The following is a 17129-nucleotide window of genomic DNA, read 5'->3' on the forward strand; positions in this document are numbered from 1 at the left end:
CGCGTCAGAGCGACTTGACGAAGACGCTCTGCCCGTCGGCCTGCCGGCCGGTCTCGTGCCAGCCAGCAGCGGCATAGAAGCCGGCGGCACGCGTGCCCGGATCGGTCGAGAGCCAAGCCTGGCGATGGCCGATCTCGGCGAGACGCGCCAGCACGGCGTCGTGCAGCGCCCGGCCATGGCCCTGCCCCTCATGCGCCGGATCGACGAAGAGCGCGAAGAGCCAGGCGTTGAGATGGTCGCCGCTGGCGAAGCCGACGATGACGCCGTCCACCTCCGCGACGAGGAACACCGCCTGGTCGATATACCAGAGCACGTCCTCGTCGGTGACGGCATCGGGATCGGTCAGCCGGTTCTCGCGGACGCCGTTGCGGATCTCCCAGATGCGCGCCAGATCCTCCCGGCGCGCCGCACGCAGATGCCTCATTCCGCTGCCTCGAGCGCGTAGCCGGCGGGATCGTAGTTCAGGATCGGCGCCAGCCAGCGCTCGACCTCGCGGATGTCCATGCCCTTGCGCAGGGCATAGTCCTCGACCTGATCGCGCTCCACCTTGGCGACACCGAAGTAATAGGCGTCCGGGTGCGAGAGATAGAGGCCCGAGACCGAGGAGCCCGGCCACATCGCATAGCTCTCGGTCAGCTTCACGCCGGCGCGCCTCTCGGCCTCGAGCAGGGCGAACAGCGTCGCCTTCTCGGTGTGGTCGGGCTGGGCCGGATAGCCCGGCGCCGGGCGGATGCCGCGGTACTCCTCGCGGATCAGATCCTCGTTCGAGAAGGCCTCGTCCGGCGCATAGGCCCAGAACTCGGTGCGGGCACGCTGGTGCATCCGCTCGGCGAAGGCCTCGGCGATGCGGTCGGCCAGCGCCTTGACCATGATCGAGCGATAATCGTCATTGTCGCGGGCGAAGCGATCGGCGATGCGCTCTTCCTCCGCGCCGGCGGTGACGACGAAGGCGCCGATGTAGTCGGGCCGGTCGATGCCGGCGGGCGCGACGAAGTCGGAGATCGACAGGTTGGGCTTGCCGTCGCGCTTCGAGAGCTGCTGGCGCAGGCCGTGGAAGGTCGCCAGCGTCTCCTGCCGGCTCTCGCCGGTGTAGAGGCGGATGTCGTCGCCCACCGCATTGGCCGGCCAGAAGCCGATCACCGCCTTGGGGTTGAACCAGCGTTCCTCGACGATGCGCTTGAGCATCGCCTGTGCGTCCTCCCAGAGCTGGCGCGCTGCGGCACCCTGCTTCTCGTGTTCCAGAATGGCCGGGAAGCGGCCCTTGAGCTCCCAGGTCTGGAAGAACGGCGTCCAGTCGATCAGCGGCACCAGTTCGGCGATGTCGTAGCTGCGGAAGGTGCGCGTGCCGAGGAAGGTCGGCTTGGGCGGCAGGTAGCCGCTCCAGTCGGGCTTGAAGGCGTTGGCGCGCGCCTTCTCCAGCGGCAGGCGCTGCTTGTCGGCCTCCGAGCGGCGATGCGCCGCGGCGACCTTCTCGTACTCGGCCCGCAGCCCGTCGACATAAGGCCCCTTCTGCTCGCCGGAGAGCAGGCTCGACACCACGCCGACCGCGCGCGAGGCGTCGGTGACGTAGACCGCCTGGCCTTGGTGATAGGCCGGGTGGATCTTCACCGCGGTATGGACGCGGCTGGTGGTGGCGCCGCCGATCAGCAGCGGAATGTCGAAGCCCTCGCGCTCCATCTCGGAGGCGACCGTCACCATCTCGTCGAGCGACGGCGTGATCAGGCCGGAGAGGCCGATGATGTCGACCTTCTCCTTGCGCGCCGTCTCGAGGATCTTCTGGGTCGGCACCATGACGCCGAGGTCGATCACCTCGTAATTGTTGCACTGGAGCACGACGCCGACGATGTTCTTGCCGATGTCGTGGACGTCGCCCTTCACGGTCGCCATTAGCACCTTGCCGGCCGCCTGACGCTCGGCGCCGCCGTTGAGGCGCTTCTCTTCTTCCATGTACGGCATGAGATAGGCGACGGCCTGCTTCATCACGCGGGCCGACTTCACCACCTGCGGCAGGAACATCTTGCCGGCGCCGAACAGGTCGCCGACGACGTTCATCCCGGCCATCAGCGGCCCCTCGATGACGTGCAGCGGCTTCTCCGCCTGCGCCCTCGCCTCTTCCGTGTCGCGGTCGATGAACTCGGTGATGCCGTTGACCAGAGCGTGCTTGAGGCGCTCGTGCACGTCTGCCTCGCGCCAGGCGAGGTCCTTGCCGGAAACCGCCTGCGAGCCGTCGCCCTTGAAGCGCGGCGCCGCCTCCAGCAGCCGCTCGGTCGCATCCTTGCGGCGATTGAGGACGACGTCCTCGCAGAGTTCGCGCAACTCGGGGTCGAGGTCGTCATAGGAGCCGAGTTGGCCGGCATTGACGATGCCCATGTCCATGCCGACGCGGATGCAATGGTAGAGGAAGACCGAGTGCATCGCCTCGCGGACCTTCTCGTTGCCGCGGAACGAGAAGGAGAGGTTCGAGACGCCGCCCGAGATGTGCGCGTGCGGCAGCGTCTCGCGGATCGTCTTCGTCGCCTCGATGAAGTCGTTGCCGTAATTGTCGTGTTCCTCGATCCCGGTCGCCACCGCGAAGATGTTGGGATCGAAGATGATGTCTTCCGGCGGGAAGCCGGCCTGTTCGGTCAGCAGCCTGTAGGCGCGCGTGCAGATCTCGACCTTGCGGGCGTAGGTGTCGGCCTGGCCGGTCTCGTCGAAGGCCATGACCACGACGGCCGCGCCGTATTGCCGGCAGATCCGCGCCTGTTCGAGGAAGGCGGCCTCGCCCTCCTTCATCGAGATCGAGTTGACGATCGGCTTGCCCTGGATCGTCTTCAGCCCGGCCTCGATCACGTGGAACTTGGAGGAGTCCACCATGATCGGCACCCGCGAAATGTCGGGCTCCGAGGCGATCAGGTTGCAGAACTCGGTCATCGCCTTCTCGGAATCGAGCAGGCCCTCGTCCATGTTGATGTCGATGACCTGCGCGCCGTTGGCGACCTGGTCGCGCGCCACGTCGAGCGCCGCGGCATAATCGCCGGCCGTGATCAGCTTCCTGAACTTGGCCGAGCCGGTGACGTTGGTCCGCTCGCCGACATTGACGAAGGGGATCGTCTCGTCGAGCGTGAAGGGCTCGAGACCGGCGAGGCGCAGATAGGGCTTCGGCTCCGGAATCGCCCGCGGCGGCTTGCCCGCAACCGCCTGAGCGATGGCGCGGATATGGTCGGGCGTGGTGCCGCAACAGCCGCCGACCACGTTCACCAGCCCGGAATCGGCGAACTCCGCCAGCATGGCGGCCGTCGCCTCCGGCCGCTCGTCATACAGGCCGAACTCGTTGGGCAGGCCGGCATTCGGATAGGCGCAGACCAGCGTGCCGGCGATGCGCGACAGGTCCTGGATATGGGCGCGCATCTCGCGCGCGCCGAGCGCGCAGTTCAGCCCGATGGTCAGCGGCTGCGCATGCCGCACAGCGTTCCAGAAGGCCTCGACGGTCTGGCCCGAGAGCGTGCGCCCGGACAGATCGGTGATCGTGCCGGAGATCATCACCGGCAGTTCGACGCCCTTCTCGCGGAAGACCTCGCGGATCGCGACGATCGCGGCCTTGGCGTTGAGCGTGTCGAAGATCGTCTCGATCAGCAGCAGCTCGGACCCGCCGTCGATCAGCCCGCGCACCTGCTCGGCGTAAGCGTCGCGGACCTGGTCGAAGGTCACGGCGCGGAAGCCGGGATTGTTGACGTCCGGCGAGATCGAGAGCGTGCGGTTGGTCGGGCCGATCGCCCCGGCGACGAAGCGGCGGCGCCCGTCCTCGGCGCGGGCGATCTCGGCGGCCTCCCGCGCCAGACGCGAGCAGGCGACGTTGAGCTCGTAGACCAGCGCCTCCATGCCGTAATCGGCCTGGGCGATCGAGGTGCCGGAAAAGGTGTTGGTCTCGACGATGTCGGCGCCCGCCCGGAAATAGGCGAGATGGATGTCGCGCAGCGCCTCAGGCAGCGTCAGCGCGATGATGTCGTTGTTGCCCTTGAGATCCTGCCCCCAGTCACTGAAGCGCTCGCCGCGGAAATCGGCCTCCGACAGCTTCAGGTTCTGGATCTGCGTGCCCATGGCCCCGTCGAGCACGAGGATGCGCTCCGACGCCGCCTGGCGCAGCGCGCGCTGCACCTCGGCGCCGTCGACGGGGGCGAGCTTGATATCGGTCATGGGACGCTTTCGTCTCGTCGTTCGGTCGTCAGGTCGCGCGCTGCCGCAGCACGGCGGCGCGCGACGGCATCACGCGGCAGCCACCTGCAGCGCCGGCGCCTTCTCGGGCTTGAGGCCGACGAGATGGCAGATCGCATAGACCAGGTCGGCCTTGTTCATCGTGTAGAAATGCAGATCGGGCGCGCCGCGATCGATCAGGTCGAGCACCTGCTCGGCGCAGACGGCCGCCGCCACCAGCCGCCGCGTCGCCGGGTCGTCCTCCAGCCCCTCGAAGCGCTCGGCCAGCCAGCCGGGCACGCTCGCGCCGGTCTTGACGGCGAAATTCGCGGTCTGGCGGAAGTTCTGCACCGGCACGATGCCGGGCAGGATCGGGATGTCGATACCGGCGGCCCGCACCTTGTCGAGATAGCGGAAATACACGTCGTTATCGAAGAAGAACTGGGTGATCGCCCGCGTCGCGCCGGCATCGACCTTCTTCTTCAGCGCCTCGATGTCGGCATCGAGCGAGGCGGCTTCCGGATGCTTTTCCGGATAGGCCGAGACAGTCACCTCGAAATCGGCGATGCGCCTGATGCCGGAGACGAGGTCGCAGGTCTGATGATAGCCCTGCGGGTGCGGCTCATAGGCCGTGCCGAGCCCGCCGGCCGGATCGCCGCGCAGCGCCACGATATGGCGCACGCCCGCCTCCCAATAGGAGCGGATCACCTCGTCGACCTCGCCGCACGAGGCCGAGACGCAGGTGAGATGCGCAGCCGGGCGCAGTCCTGTCTCGTCGACCATGCGCTTGACGGTGGCGTGGGTGCGCTCGCGCGTCGAGCCGCCGGCGCCATAGGTCACCGAGACGAAGGCCGGGTGCAGCGGCTCGAGCCGGCGCACGCTCTCCCACAGGCTCTCCTCCATCTCCGCGCTCTTCGGCGGGAAGAACTCGAAGGAGACGCGCGGGCGGCGCGACCCGTGCCGGCTCGGGCGGAAGGCATTCATCAGGCGACCTCGCGATCGTATTGGCGCAACGGAAAATCGCCCTGGACCCGCGGGTCGCGCCCGCGCCAGAGCATGACGCCGAGCTGGCCGCTGCCGCCGTCGAAGGCGGTGACCTCCTCGGCAAGATCGCAATCGAGCCCGGCCTCGCCCATCCAGGCGATGATCTGCTCGCGCGCGAAGCCGAGGCGGCGATGGGCGTGCTCGGCGCGCAGGAATTCCATCTCGTGCGGCGCGAAATCGACCAGCACCAGCCGGCCGCCGGGCGCCACCATCGCCGCGGCCTCGCGCAGCGCGCGCGCCGGATCGTCGAGGAAATGCAGGACCTGGTGCACGATCACCAGATCGAAGGAGCCACGCGCGAAGGGCAGCGCGTAGATATCGCCCTGGCGCAGCTCGACCCGCGACAGCCCGGCCGCTTCGAGATTGGCGCGGGCCACCGCCAGCATGGCATGGTTGGCATCGACGCCGACAGCCCTACTGGCGCGCGGCGCCAGCCGTTCCAGGATGCGGCCCGTTCCGGTGCCGAGATCGAGCAGCGCGTTCACCGGCTGCGGCCCGACCGCAGCCTCGATCGCCGCCTCCACCGCATCGTCGGGCACATGCAGCGAGCGCAGCCGGTCCCATTCGCGCGCGACATTGGCGAAATAGGACTGCGCCGTCGCGGCGCGTGCCGCGCGCACCGAGGCCAGCCGCTCGCGATCGGCGGCGAGGATCGGATCGGCGGGATCGAGCTCGCGCGCCAGCGTCAGCGCCAGCGCGCCGCCGGGCGCCCCGTCGTCGATGCGGAAGAAGGCGAAGGCGCCCTCCCGCGAACGCCGCAGCAGCCCGGCCTCGGCCATCAGCTTGAGATGGCGCGAAATGCGCGGCTGCGACTGGCCGAGAATGTCGGTGAGGTCCGAGACCGAGAGCTCGCCCTCGGCCAGCAGCGCCAGGATCCGCAACCGCGTCTCCTCCCCCGCCGCCCTCAGCGAGGCCAGCAGCGTCGTCAGCGCTTGTCCGGAAGGGCGGGTCACGGCGATCTCGATCCACACAGCGAAAAAGATATAAATATATCTTTATGTCAAAAGCACTGAGAACGCAAGGGTACGGGGATATGGACCGGAACGTGTACGGCGAGAGGCAGGCAGCCTTCGCGGAGGGCGAGTTGGAGGCACCGCGACGTGCATAGACGGCGCAGTGGGATGCCGCCCACCGCCGGCGACCTCGAGCCGGCGCGGCCGTCTAGCCCAGACCAGCTTCGCCGCACCGCACCTCACCAACTCAGTTCATTGACGGTCGGAATCGCACACCACTGGCGGCGTGGGCCACGCAAGATTGCGGGCCATTTGACGCCGAAGTCGAGCCAGCAAGCCCGCGTCATTCCGGGGCTTCGCGTAGCGAAGAGCCCGGACCCCATGAACACGACGCGCGTAGCTGACCACGGCACATTGCCGAAAAGGCCAGCAGCCTCGCGACAAGCGATGATCGCGGCTCGCCGCCCGCGGTCGCCGGCCAGATCACCGCCATACAGAAGCCGCCGGGCGCACAGCGACGGCGCCATACCCGGCTACCGTCGTGATCATGGGTTCCGGGCTCAGGCCTATCGGCCTGCCCCGGAATGACAAGGGTGGGGCCATCGATCAGAAAACGGCGTGCGGGCGTAGGCGAGCGCGGGGCGCGGGGCGCGGGGCGGACTTCAGGTAAGACTGTCCGCCTGGCGCTACGCATGCCGCTAAGGCGAACGAGGCTTTCCGGCTCCAGCGCCCCGAACGGCACAGAGAAACGCTAGCGTGACCGCCCCGCCATCGTCATTCCGGGGCTTCGCGCAGCGAAGAGCCCGGAACCCATGAACACGGCGATTCTCGCACTGAACACGCGGCGCGCGCATCGCGTCACGCGCCAAGCTTGCTCCAACGCTACGACAAGCGGCTCCACAGCCTGCGCGCAAACAGCCCGGCCGCCGCAGAATTCGGCACCGCCCGCCCGGCGACATGCCGGCTAACAGGGGCGTGTCGCGAACACGCCCTGCGATCGCCTGTCGACGATGTCGGGAGAGGGCGCTTCGACCGTGAACGGTCATCCGCGCCAAAGCCGGAGCCGGCACTTCATGGCGAGCCCCGTCGCCGGCCCATGCGAAAGCGGACGGCGCGCCGCCGCAGCGGCGTTCGGACGGGGCGCCCGATCAGAGCAGCTTGAGATCGCCCGCGGCAGTCTTGCCGCGTTCGGTGCGCATCTCGAAGGAGACTTTCTGTCCCTCCATCAGCGACATCAAGCCCGCTTCCTTTACGGCAGTGATATGTACGAACACATCCTTGCCGCCATCGGACGGCTGAATGAAGCCGTATCCCTTTTCAGTGTTGAACCATTTTACGGTCCCGGTCGCCATCGTCGCATCCCTTGGAGCATCCGTGGTCTCGCGGCACGCCCCGGAAGACCATCCGGGGAGCAACGCCTGGACAGGATTGACCGAAAATTCACGGTTGTCGAGATGAAAGCTCGCGCAAGGACAGGTTGATGGTGATCAGTCTTTGGTCGACCTTTATGCAACTCAGTTACGCGTCACCTCGAAACTCGTCGCCCGCTCGGCCAGCGAGGAGCCGCCGAGGAAGACCTCGAACAGGCCGGGATCGACCCGGGAGACCCCGGCATCGTCGTGGAAGCCGAGCGCCCGAACCGGCAGCCGGAACGCGACCGTCCGGGTCTCGCCGGCCTTCAGCGTGATGCGCTGGAAGTCCTTGAGCTCGCGCACCGGGCGCGACCGGCTGGCGACCGGCTGGCGGACATAGAGCTGCACCACCTCGTCGCCGTCGCGCGAGCCGGCATTGGTCACCTCAACCGAAATCGTGACGCTGCCGTCGAGCCCGACGCGCGGCCGGTCGACGCGCGCACCCGCATAGGTAAAGCGGCTGTAGGACAGGCCGAAGCCGAAGGGAAACAGCGGTTCGTTCGCCTCGTCCATGTAGATCGACTCGTAGCGCTGGCGCACCTGCTGCGGCCGGCCGGTCGGCAGATGGTCGTAATAGACCGGAATCTGCCCGACCGAACGCGGGAAGCTCATCGGGGTGCGGCCGGCCGGATTAACCTTGCCAGCCAGAACGTCGGCGATGGCGGCGCGGCCCTCGGTGCCGCCATGGAAGGTCTGGACGATCGCCGCGACATGCTTGGCGGCCCATGTCAGCACCAGCGGCCGGCCGGTCGCGAGCACGAGAACCACCGGCTTGCCGGTCGCGACCAGGCCCTCGAGCAGCTCCTGCTGCACGCCGGGCAGGCCGAGATCGGTGCGCGAGGCGCCCTCGCCCATGAACTCGCAATCCTCGCCGAGCATCGCCACCACCAGATCGGCCGCGGCCGCAGCCTTCAGCGCCGCGTCCTTGTCGGCGAAGGCGGTGCCGCAGGCCTTGGTGAAGGCCGGCTCGTAGGTGACGGTCGTGCCTTGCGGCAGCTGCTCGCGCAGCGCGTCGGGCAGCGGCTGCACCATCCGCCGGCCGAGCCCGGCCGGGTCGGTCCAGACGCGCTCGTCCTCCGGCACCGCCATGGCGCCGATCACCGCGACCGTATTGGTGCCGGCCGCGATCGGCAGGGTGTCCGCATCGTTCTTGAGCAGGATCACGCCCTCTCGCGCGATCTGCCGGGCGACGCGGCGCGCCTCCTCGGTCTGCATCAGCTTGGGCGCGGCGGCGACGTCGACATCGGGCCGGTCGAACAGGCCGAGATGGAACTTCACCCGCAGGACGCGCCTCACCGCCTCGTCGAGCGCCTTCATCGGCACCCGCCCGGCCTTCACCTCGTCGGCGAGATGGCGGTGATAGACATTGCCCATCATGTCCATGTCGATGCCGGCGATCAGCGCCTTGCGCGCCGCCTCGGCGTCGTCCTTGGCGATGCCGTGCAGGCGCAGCTCGGTGATCGAGCCGAAATCCGAGACGACGAAGCCGCGGAAGCCCCAGCGCCCGCGCAGCAGGTCGGTCAGCATGGCGCGGTTGGCGGTCGCCGGCATGCCGTTCAGCGCGTTGAACGCAGCCATGGCGGTCATCGAGCCGGCGTCGAACGACGCCTTGAACGGCGGCAGGTGCAGGTCGTGCAGCTGGCTGGTCGGGATCCAGGTCGAGTTGTAGTCGCGCCCGCCCTCGCCGGCGCCATAGCCGACGAAATGCTTCACCGTCGCCGCGACGCCGCCGCGCTGATAGCCGCGGGTGCGGGCCGCCGCGACGACGCTGGCGAGGTGGACATCCTCGCCCGCCCCTTCCAGCACGCGGCCCCAGCGCGGATCGCGCGACATGTCGACCATCGGCGCGAAGGTCCAGTTGACGCCGGCGGCGCGCGCCTCGCGCCCGGTCCAGAACGCCGCCTGCTCGATCAGCCCGGGATTCCAGCTCGCGGCCTGGCCGAGCGGCAGCGGGAAATAGGTCGAGAAGCCGTGCACGGCGTCGAGGCCGATGATCAGCGGGATCTTGAGGCGCGACTGGCGCACCGCTTCCTGGACCTCGCGCACCTCCTGCGGCACCACGAAGTTCATCACCCCGCCCATGCGCCCGGCCTTGATCTGGCCGATGTCGAAGCCGTCGCCACGGCCGGAGAGGTGCAGCTGGCCGACCTTCTCCTCCAGCGTCATGGTCTTGAGCAGCGCCGCGACACGCTTCTCGATGGCGGCGGCCTCGGCACCGGTGCGCCAGCCGACGGACTGGGCCGGCGGCAAGGCGGGCGTCTGGCTGGAAGCGGGCAGCGTGGCGGGAAAGCAGAGCAGAAGCGCAGCGACGAGCCGCAGGATCATGGAGACGAACTCTCGGGAGACTGGCGCGAAGGATGCTGCGGCCCTACAGGAACAGGCCGCATGGCTCAACCATTGCATGGCGCCGGATGCATGAACCGGCGATGAAGCGCGGCGCCGCCGCCGCACGACACGGAAGAGGAGGCCCAGCATGAGCGACAGCAGCCAGCCTTTGCCGGTCGAGCATCACCGCCTGTACGAAGATGCCTTCGCGGTGGTCGTCGGCACGCTGATGATGAGCCTCGGTGTCGCGCTCTACGCGCAGGCCGGCCTCGTCACCGGCGGCGCGGCCGGCATCGCCCTGCTGATCCAGGCGGCGACAGGGCTGTCCTTCGGCCCGGTCTTCTTCGCGATCAACCTGCCCTTCTACTGGCTGGCGGTCCGGCGCATGGGCCGGGGCTTCACGCTGCGCACCCTGCTGGCGGTCAGCCTGGTATCGCTGATGACCTGGGCGACGCCGCATCTGCTCCACATCGCCCGCATCGACACGCTCTATGCCGCGGTCGCCGGCGGCCTGCTCATGGGGCTCGGCATGCTGGTGCTGCTGCGCCACCGCACCGGCATCGGCGGGCTGAACATCCTCGCCGCCTATCTGCAGGAGCGCCACGGCATCCGCGCCGGCTGGTTCCAGCTCGCGGTGGACGGCGCCATCCTCGCCGCCGCGCTGACCGTGCTGCCGCCGGCGCAGGTTTTGCTCTCGCTGGTCGGCGCCGTCGCGCTCAATGTAAGCCTCGCGGTCAACCATAAGCCGGGGCGCTATCTGGGCGTGACCTGAGGACACGTTGCGCCACGCGCCGTTCCGTGGCACCGACCGGCTCGACACGACCAGCGGGAGCCTTGCGCCATGTCCCTGCCCCTGACCATCGAAGATCTGCGCCTGCAGGCGAAGCGGCGGGTGCCGCGCATGTTCTACGACTACGCCGATTCCGGCGCCTGGACGGAAGGCACCTATCGCAGCAACGAGACCGACTTCGCCAAGGTCAAGCTGCGCCAGCGCGTCGCCGTCGACATGACCAACCGCTCGCTCGCCAGCACGATGATCGGCCAGAGCGTCGCCATGCCGGTGGCGCTGGCGCCGACCGGCATGACCGGCATGCAGCACCCCGACGGCGAGATCCTGGCCGCGCGCGCCGCCGCCAAGGCCGGCGTGCCCTTCACGCTCTCGACCATGAGCATCTGCTCGCTCGAGGACATCGCCAACCATGTCGGCGGGTCGTTCTGGTTCCAGCTCTATGTGATGAAGGATCGCGCTTTCATCTCGCGGCTGATGCAGCGGGCCAAGGCGGCCGGCGTCAACGCGCTGGTGCTGACGCTCGATCTGCAGGTGCTCGGCCAGCGCCACAAGGATATCCGCAACGGTCTCTCGGCCCCGCCGAAGCCGACGCTGATGAACATGATCAACCTGGCGACCAAGCCGCGCTGGTGCCTGAAGATGCTGGACACGCCGCGCCGCAGCTTCGGCAACATCGTCGGCCATGTCGACGGCGTCGGCGACATGAGCTCGCTCTCATCCTGGACCGCCGACCAGTTCGATCCCAAGCTCGACTGGGACGACGTCAAGCGCCTCAAGGACGAATGGGGCGGCAAGCTGATCATCAAGGGCATCCTCGACCCCGAGGACGCCGAGATCGCGGCGCAGAGCGGCGCCGACGCGCTGATCGTCTCCAACCATGGCGGACGCCAGCTCGACGGCGCACTGTCGTCGATCGCCGCGCTGCCGGGGATCGTCGATCAGGTCGGCAACCGCATCGAGGTGCTGTTCGACGGCGGCATCCGCTCGGGTCAGGACGTTATCAAGGCGCTGGCGCTCGGCGCGCACGGCACCTTCATCGGCCGCGCCTTCCTCTACGGCCTGGGCGCTGGCGGCGAGGCGGGCGTCACCCGCTGCCTCGACATCATCCGCAAGGAGCTCGACGTCACCATGGCGCTCTGCGGCCTGCGCGACGTCACCACGGTCGACGAGCGCATCCTGGTCGGCGGGCGCGAGGGCGCGGTAACGCGGCTCGGCGTGGAGTAGAGCGCGGCCGCGCCGATCCGGCTGGAATCGAGGACCCCGGACGGGCGCGGCTACCGCCGCCCGTCCTTGAGCGCCGGGTGATTGCGCGAACCGCGCACACCACCTCGCATCTCCGCCACCCCCATCCCATCGCCAGATTTGGCGCGACCGCGAGCGCTCCGTTTCGCGACGTCGCGAGGTCGAACGCCGAAGGAGCCTGCCCCATGCGCTACGCCCTGCGTGCCGGGTTCCTGCCCATGGCCGCCGCCTGCGCCTGGCTCTCGGCGATCTCCTTCGGCGCGTGCCATGCGGCAGAGCTGGGGCCGCTCATCGCGAAGGGCAATGTCCCGGGCCTCGCCTATGCCGTCATTCGCGGCGGCAGGATCGCCGAGACCGGAGCCGTCGGCGTCCGCGACAGCGCGACAGGCGCGCCGGTCGACGAGAATACGGTGTTCGAGGCGGCCTCGCTGTCGAAACCCGTCTTCGCCTATGCCGTGCTGCAACTCGTCGATGCAGGCGTCCTGTAATTGGATACGACGCTCGCGAGCTATGATCCCGGTCATGTCTCGGGAGATCCCAACGCCGGACTCGTCACCGTCAGGGACGTGCTCAGCCAGACCTCCGGACTGCCGAACTGGCGCGGCTGGACGACGCCTCTGAAGACGAACTTCCAGCCCGGCAGCCGCTTCAGCTATTCGGGTGAGGGGTTTGTCTGGCTCCAGCGCGTCGTCGTCGCGGCCACCGGCGAAAAGCTGGACGCCATGATGGCCCGCCTCGTCTTCGATCCGCTCGGGATGAAGCGAAGCAGCTATGTCTGGCGGGCAGAGTTCGAGGCCGATCATGCCGTGCCGCATCAGGGGCGCCAGCCTGGGACGAAAGCGAAGCCAGAGGCGCCGATCGTGGCTTACACGCTGCACACGACGGCAGCCGACTATGCGCGTTTCCTGCAAGCCGTCCTGTCGGGCGCCCGCCTCGGACGCGCGACCGCGAAGCAGTGGCTCTCGCCGCAGATCGCCCTCTTCCAGCGCTGTATCGAATGCCTCGGCTCCGAGGTGACGAAGATAGACCAGCACGTCGCCTGGGGGCTGGGCTGGGGGCTGGAGCCTCGACAGGGAACGTTTTTCCATTGGGGGGGACAATGGCGGCTTCAAGGCCTTCGCGACGGGCTCGCCGGCCAGGCGATCAGCCATCGTCGTCCTCACCAACGGCTCCAACGGCATGGCGATCATGCCGGACGTCATCGACCGCTTGATGCCCGCGGAGCATCCGGCCTTCGCATGGCTCGCCTACGACCGCAGGGCCCCGGCCGGCGGATGGCTCGACTGGCTCGGCCTGCCGTGAAAGTGCCAGAGCGCGCTCCGAAAACGGACTGTCGCGCGGACGGGCGCCCCGATCACCCCGCTCCATGAAAAAAGCCCCGCGACACGGGCGTGTCGCGGGGCTTCTCGATCCTGGATCAGGCGGCGCTCAGCGCGAGAACTTCTTGTACTGGATGCGCTTGGGGATCGTGGAGTCGATGCCGAGGCGGCGCTTCTTGTCCTCCTCGTAATCCTCGAAGTTGCCCTCGAACCACTCGACATGGCTGTCGCCCTCGAAGGCGAGGATGTGCGTGGCGATACGGTCGAGGAACCAGCGATCATGGCTGATGATCACGGCGCAGCCGGCGTAATCCTCCAGCGCCTCCTCCAGCGCCCGCAGCGTATCGACGTCGAGGTCGTTGGTCGGCTCGTCGAGCAGCAGCACGTTGGCGCCGCTCTTCAGCATCTTGGCGAGGTGGACGCGGTTGCGCTCGCCGCCCGAGAGCATGCCGACCTTCTTCTGCTGGTCGCCGCCCTTGAAGTTGAAGGCGGAGCAGTAGGCCCGCGAATTGATCTCGCGCTTGCCGAGATAGATCACGTCGTTGCCGCCGGAGATCTCCTCCCAGACGGTCTTCTTGTCGTCGAGCGAGTCGCGGCTCTGGTCAACATAGCCGAGCTGGACGCTCTCGCCGACGGTGATCGTGCCGGCATCCGGGGTCTCGGCGCCGGTGATCATGCGGAAAAGCGTGGTCTTGCCGGCGCCGTTTGGGCCGATCACGCCGACGATGCCGCCCGGCGGCAGCTTGAACGACAGGTCGTCGATCAGCAGCTTGTCCTGGAATCCCTTGGACAGGTTCTGGAAGTCGATGACGTTGTTGCCCAGGCGCTCGGCGATCGGGATGATGATCTGCGCGGTGTCCGGCCCCTTCTGCGACGCCTTCTGCACCAGTTCGTCATAGCGCTGGATACGCGCCTTGTTCTTGGCCTGCCGGGCCTTCTGCGAGGCGTTGACCCATTCCTGCTCGCGCGCCAGCGTCTTCTGGCGGGCCACGTCCTCGCGGCCCTCCTGCTCGAGGCGCTTCTGCTTCTGCACCAGCCAGGACGAGTAGTTGCCCTCATAGGGGATGCCGTGGCCGCGATCGAGCTCGAGGATCCAGCTGGTGACGTTGTCGAGGAAGTAGCGATCGTGGGTGACGATCAGGATCGCGCCCGGATAGGTGCGCAGATGCCCTTCCAGCCAGGCGGTGGTCTCGGCGTCGAGATGGTTGGTCGGCTCGTCGAGCAGCAGCAGTTCGGGCTGCTCCAGCAGCAGGCGGCAGAGCGCGACGCGGCGGCGCTCGCCGCCCGAGAGCTTGGAGACCTCCCAGTCGTCCGGCGGGCAGCGCAGCGCGTCCATCGCCTGGTCGACCTTGGAATCGAGATCCCACAGGCCCTTGGCCTCGATCTCGTCCTGGAGATTGGTCATCTCGTCCGCCGTCTCGTCCGAATAGTTCATGGCGAGCTCGTTGTAGCGGTCGAGGATCGCCTTCTGCGGGCCGACGCCGAGCATGACGTTCTCGCGGACGGTCAGGCCCTCCTCGAGCTTCGGCTCCTGCGGCAGGTAGCCGACGCGCGCGCCTTCCGCGACCCAGGCCTCGCCGGTCCATTCCTTGTCCATCCCCGCCATGATTTTGAGCAGGGTCGACTTGCCGGCGCCGTTGACGCCGAGCACGCCGATCTTGGCGTCGGGATAGAAGGACAGATGGATATTGTTGAGGACCTGCTTGCCGCCCGGATAGGTCTTCGACAGACCACGCATATGATAGATGAACTGGCGGGACATGAAGATGCGCACTCCGCTGCGAGCTGGCGACTGCCGGTTGTCGGGAAACTGCCCGCGTATGTAGCGACCGGCCGCCCTGCTAGCAACCGCCACGGCCCGTCGCCGGCCCGTTCACATCCCCGGGGCGAGGCTTTCCCCGGCCCGCTCTTTGCGTGAAGCTCCCTTCCAGCGTGGATACGGGAGCCGCCGATGCCGACACCGTCCAGCCTGCGCCTGATCGTCGCCCGTGGCCTCGCCCTGCTCGCCATGCTGGCGGCCTGCCTGTCGCCAGCGCTTCCCCGCGCCGCCGAGCCGGGCTGCCGGCCGGAGATGGCCCGCCTCGGCCCGCCGGTGCTGCGCGCCAACCTGGCCGCCGACCAGGTGCGCGTCACCTTCGTCGGCCATGCCACCTTCCTGATCGAGACCGCCGGCGGGGTGAAGGTCGCGACCGACTACAACGACTATGTTCGCCCGCCGGTGACGCCCGACATCGCCACGATGAACAAGGCGCATTCCACGCATTTCTCGCGGGCGCCGGATCCCGCCATCCGGCACGTGCTGCGCGGCTGGGACCCGTCCGGCGCCGGCGCCGCATTGCATGACCTCACGCTCGGCGACCTGCGGGTGCGCAATGTGCCGACCAACATCCGCACCTATGCCGGCGGCACCGATCATGACGGCAACTCGATCTTCGTCTTCGAGGTCGGCGAGCTCTGCATCGTCCATCTCGGCCATCTCCACCACCCGCTGGAGCCCGGCCATCTGCGCGCGCTTGGCCGCGTCGACGTGATGCTCTTCCCGGTCGATGGCAGCTACACGCTCGACCAGGACGGCATGCTGGAGGTGCTGACCGCCCTGCAGGCCAGGGTGATGATCCCGATGCACTTCTTCGGCGGCGGCTCGCTGGCACGCTTCCTCGGCCGGGCGCAGGAGAGCTGGCCGATCGAGCGGCGCGACAGCCCGCAGATCGTCGTCGGCAGGGCCTCGCTGCCGCAGCGCCCGACCGTGATCGTGCTGCCCGGCAACTGAGGCCCGCCTTGGCGCTTCAGCCCGTCAGCGCCGGGCGTCCCTCGAGCGGATAGGCCGGATCGCTGTAGCCCGGCGTCGAGGGATGGCCGGCTGGCACCAGCGCGTCGACCAGCGCCTCGTCCTCGGCCGTGAAGTCGGCATCCAGCGCCGAGAGATAGGCCTGCCACTGCTCCACGGTGCGCGGACCGACCACGGCGGCCGTGAGCAGGCGGTTGTTGAGCACCCAGCGCACTGCGAACTGCACCGGCGTCAGGCCGCGTTCGGCGGCGTGCTCGCGGATGCGGCTGGCGATCTCCAGCGATTCCGTGCGCCATTCCGTCTGCATCATCCGCCGATCGGCCCGGCCGGCGCGCGAATCCTCCGGCGGGGTCTGCCCGGGCGCGTATTTCGCGGTGAGCACGCCGCGCGCCAGCGGCGAATAGCTCGCCACGCCGAGCCCGTAATAGCCGCAGGCCGGCAGGTGCTCGACCTCGGGCATGCGGTTCATCGCGTTGTAATAGGGCTGGCTGACCACCGGCCGGTCGATACCGAGCTCGTCGCAGAGCCGGCAGATCTCGGCGATGCGCCAGCCGCGATGGTTGGAGACGCCGAAATAGCGGATCTTGCCGGCCCGCACGAGGTCGGCGATCGCCCGCAACGTCTCGCCGAGCGGCGTACAGTGATCCTCCTTGTGGAGGTAGTAGATGTCGACATAGTCGGTGCCGAGCCGCTTCAGGCTGTTGTCGCAGGCCTCCATCAGCCATTTGCGCGAGAGCCCGCGCTGGTTCGGCCCCTCGCCCCAGGCATTGGCCGCCTTGGTCGCCAGCACCCAGTCGTGCCGCCGCGCCGCGATGGCGCGGCCGACGATCTCCTCCGAACGGCCCTGGGCGTACATGTCGGCCGTGTCGATGAAGTTGATGCCGGCGGCGGCGGCATGGTCGACGATCGCGCGCGAGGCCGCCTCGTCGGTCTGGTCTCCGAACATCATCGTGCCGAGGCACAGCGGCGAGACCTTGAGGCCCGAGCGGCCGAGCGAGCGGTAGTCCATCAGCGATCTCCCCGAGAGTGCGGCGCGAAGCCTGCCCCAAGCCGGAAAGCCGCACCAGCGCGGCTGGCGCATTG

At 68.4% G+C, this 17129-nt stretch carries 11 protein-coding genes and 1 pseudogene; 4 read left to right on the top strand and 8 right to left on the bottom strand.

Translation table 11 applies throughout. The annotated features are described in order from the left end of the window. Nucleotides 1–4 precede the first annotated feature (4 nt). The 6 genes from ABE438_RS01745 to ABE438_RS01770 form a co-directional block, all read right to left on the bottom strand. Nucleotides 5–424, bottom strand: a complete 420-nt coding sequence (locus ABE438_RS01745) for a GNAT family N-acetyltransferase (RefSeq protein WP_346500596.1) — start codon at nt 422–424, stop codon at nt 5–7. After that, a complete protein-coding gene (gene metH / locus ABE438_RS01750; RefSeq protein ID WP_346500598.1) occupies nt 421–4176 on the bottom strand; it encodes a methionine synthase in 3756 nt (1251 codons plus the stop codon). The genes ABE438_RS01745 and metH overlap by 4 nt, the downstream gene beginning before the upstream one ends. A 69-nt stretch (nt 4177–4245) precedes the next feature. Continuing rightward, nucleotides 4246–5157 (bottom strand): methylenetetrahydrofolate reductase [NAD(P)H], encoded by a 912-nt coding sequence (gene metF, locus ABE438_RS01755; RefSeq protein ID WP_346500600.1) that lies wholly within the window; start codon nt 5155–5157, stop codon nt 4246–4248. Further along, nucleotides 5157–6170: an ArsR/SmtB family transcription factor gene (locus ABE438_RS01760; RefSeq protein WP_346500602.1), complete on the bottom strand. Its 1014-nt coding sequence runs from the start codon at nt 6168–6170 to the stop codon at nt 5157–5159. The genes metF and ABE438_RS01760 overlap by 1 nt, the downstream gene beginning before the upstream one ends. 1148 nt (nt 6171–7318) lie before the next feature. After that, on the bottom strand, nt 7319–7522 hold the full coding sequence (locus ABE438_RS01765) for a cold-shock protein (protein WP_346500604.1): 204 nt from the start codon (nt 7520–7522) through the stop codon (nt 7319–7321). Nucleotides 7523–7684: 162 nt separating this feature from the next. Then, nucleotides 7685–9907, bottom strand: coding sequence for a glycoside hydrolase family 3 N-terminal domain-containing protein (locus tag ABE438_RS01770; protein WP_346500606.1), 2223 nt, complete (start codon nt 9905–9907; stop codon nt 7685–7687). Between the two features lie 148 nt (nt 9908–10055). Here ABE438_RS01770 and ABE438_RS01775 point away from each other — a divergent pair, with 148 nt between their 5' ends. From ABE438_RS01775 to ABE438_RS01785, 3 genes and pseudogenes are all read left to right on the top strand, one after another. Continuing rightward, the gene (locus ABE438_RS01775; protein ID WP_346500608.1) at nt 10056–10679 is read left to right on the top strand and encodes a YitT family protein; all 624 of its coding nucleotides are present in this window, start codon (nt 10056–10058) and stop codon (nt 10677–10679) included. Between the two features lie 69 nt (nt 10680–10748). Beyond that, a complete protein-coding gene (locus tag ABE438_RS01780) occupies nt 10749–11921 on the top strand; it encodes an alpha-hydroxy acid oxidase (RefSeq protein ID WP_346500610.1) in 1173 nt (390 codons plus the stop codon). A 236-nt stretch (nt 11922–12157) separates the two neighbouring features. Beyond that, nucleotides 12158–13309 (top strand): annotated as a pseudogene (locus tag ABE438_RS01785) (serine hydrolase domain-containing protein). 58 nt (nt 13310–13367) lie between these two features. Here ABE438_RS01785 and ettA read toward each other — a convergent pair. Then, entirely contained in the window at nt 13368–15020 is a 1653-nt protein-coding gene (gene ettA, locus ABE438_RS01790) for an energy-dependent translational throttle protein EttA (RefSeq protein ID WP_346500612.1), read from the bottom strand. 189 nt (nt 15021–15209) lie between these two features. On the opposite strand from ettA, the gene ABE438_RS01795 reads away from it, so the two are divergent. After that, nucleotides 15210–16028 (top strand): MBL fold metallo-hydrolase, encoded by an 819-nt coding sequence (locus ABE438_RS01795; RefSeq protein WP_346500614.1) that lies wholly within the window; start codon nt 15210–15212, stop codon nt 16026–16028. Between the two features lie 16 nt (nt 16029–16044). On the opposite strand, the gene ABE438_RS01800 is transcribed toward ABE438_RS01795, so the two are convergent. After that, nucleotides 16045–17055, bottom strand: coding sequence for an aldo/keto reductase (locus ABE438_RS01800; RefSeq protein WP_346500615.1), 1011 nt, complete (start codon nt 17053–17055; stop codon nt 16045–16047). Nucleotides 17056–17129: the final 74 nt, after the last annotated feature.

The organism is Allobosea sp. TWI1241 (assembly GCF_039673065.1).
GTDB lineage: Bacteria > Pseudomonadota > Alphaproteobacteria > Rhizobiales > Beijerinckiaceae > Allobosea.

What these genes read in the sequence shown, in the direction of transcription:
- metF (WP_346500600.1), bottom strand. Translation starts at nt 5,157, where the DNA reads ATGAATGCCTTCCGCCCGAGCCGGCACGGGTCGCGCCGCCCGCGCGTC.
- ABE438_RS01795 (WP_346500614.1), top strand. Translation starts at nt 15,210, where the DNA reads ATGCCGACACCGTCCAGCCTGCGCCTGATCGTCGCCCGTGGCCTCGCC.
- ettA (WP_346500612.1), bottom strand. Translation starts at nt 15,020, where the DNA reads ATGTCCCGCCAGTTCATCTATCATATGCGTGGTCTGTCGAAGACCTAT.
- ABE438_RS01800 (WP_346500615.1), bottom strand. Translation starts at nt 17,055, where the DNA reads ATGGACTACCGCTCGCTCGGCCGCTCGGGCCTCAAGGTCTCGCCGCTG.
- metH (WP_346500598.1), bottom strand. Translation starts at nt 4,176, where the DNA reads ATGACCGATATCAAGCTCGCCCCCGTCGACGGCGCCGAGGTGCAGCGC.
- ABE438_RS01770 (WP_346500606.1), bottom strand. Translation starts at nt 9,907, where the DNA reads ATGATCCTGCGGCTCGTCGCTGCGCTTCTGCTCTGCTTTCCCGCCACG.
- ABE438_RS01745 (WP_346500596.1), bottom strand. Translation starts at nt 424, where the DNA reads ATGAGGCATCTGCGTGCGGCGCGCCGGGAGGATCTGGCGCGCATCTGG.
- ABE438_RS01775 (WP_346500608.1), top strand. Translation starts at nt 10,056, where the DNA reads ATGAGCGACAGCAGCCAGCCTTTGCCGGTCGAGCATCACCGCCTGTAC.
- ABE438_RS01765 (WP_346500604.1), bottom strand. Translation starts at nt 7,522, where the DNA reads ATGGCGACCGGGACCGTAAAATGGTTCAACACTGAAAAGGGATACGGC.
- ABE438_RS01780 (WP_346500610.1), top strand. Translation starts at nt 10,749, where the DNA reads ATGTCCCTGCCCCTGACCATCGAAGATCTGCGCCTGCAGGCGAAGCGG.